This is a genomic window from Streptomyces sp. TRM68367, from assembly GCF_014495685.1.
Lineage (GTDB): Bacteria > Actinomycetota > Actinomycetes > Streptomycetales > Streptomycetaceae > Streptomyces.
Map to the genome: position 1 here is coordinate 1 of NZ_JACTVI010000284.1, position 1,012 is coordinate 1,012.

The 1,012-nt window shown below is 65.3% G+C and carries 1 protein-coding gene; it reads right to left on the reverse strand.

Annotated elements, in window-relative coordinates:
- Nucleotides 1-669: 669 nt before the first annotated feature.
- Nucleotides 670-1,012 (reverse strand): tyrosine-type recombinase/integrase (locus tag H8R17_RS45535; protein ID WP_187829002.1); only part of this gene is annotated, 343 nt, incomplete at its 5' end.

Here is a 1,012-nt window from a genome sequence, read left to right on the forward strand (position 1 = left end):
ACGCCACGTCACCGGGCCATGCTGTGTTTTCGCAGGTCAAACCCTATTTCCAGCGACTATGCCGCTACCTCTGCTGCGGAACTCCGGCGTGCGGGGCGGCCTGGAGCCGCCACTTCCTCTGGTGCGTGCGGCACAGGCCGTTGCTCTGGGCCTTTTCCCTTGAACATCCCGGGACCCGGCACTGTTCCGCGTCGCCCAACGGTTTCTGGCGCGCTATCCACGCCTCCATGTCGATGTCGGGTCGCTTCCTGGCCTTCGCCCACCCGCGGCAGTGAACCATGCAAAGACTCCACGAGTATGCGCTCCTGGTGCATGCGGGCACCGCGCAGGCTGCCAGGTCACGATGCGCGGCGATACGACGGAACTGCCGCGTGTACGTGGCCTCGAACTCCTCCCTGGCCATACCGCTCCGGCGGTATGCGTCCAGACATGGTTTGCAGTAACCCGGCGACATGATGGTTGCCCCGCACCCGGCGATCCGGCAGAGCGAGACGCTGGTCCGCGGATTCTGCGGATCACCGACGAACAGCAGCACGTCCGCGTTCCATTCGCCGGGACGCCAGTCAGGGTTGAGCTCTCCACGGAGCCACTCGGACCATGCGGCAACGACCTGGGCGTCGTCGGGACGGCGGTCCAGCTGCCGGGGCTGGGCCGGAAAGACTGCGACGGTCACGTGCGGGCCTTCCCGAGGGCGGCGACGTGGTTCACGGCGTCGCGTTTCTCCTGGTCGCTGGCGTGCGTGTACTGGTCTATGGACTGCCGCGACACATGCCCGGCCATATCCATGATCAGGTAGTCGGGCTTACCCTCACGGCGCCAGCGGGTGATGGCGGAGTGGCGAAGCATGTGGGGGCGGGCAGCGAACCCGGCCTTCTTCGCCAGACGCTGGAACAGCTCGTAGGTACTCGGGTACTTCATCGGCTGCCCGGGGCCTGTCGATGAATTAGTGGGTTTCTTGCGGTAGTTGGGCTCGTTGATGCGGTATGGGTCGCTTCGATGAGTTGATCGGTTC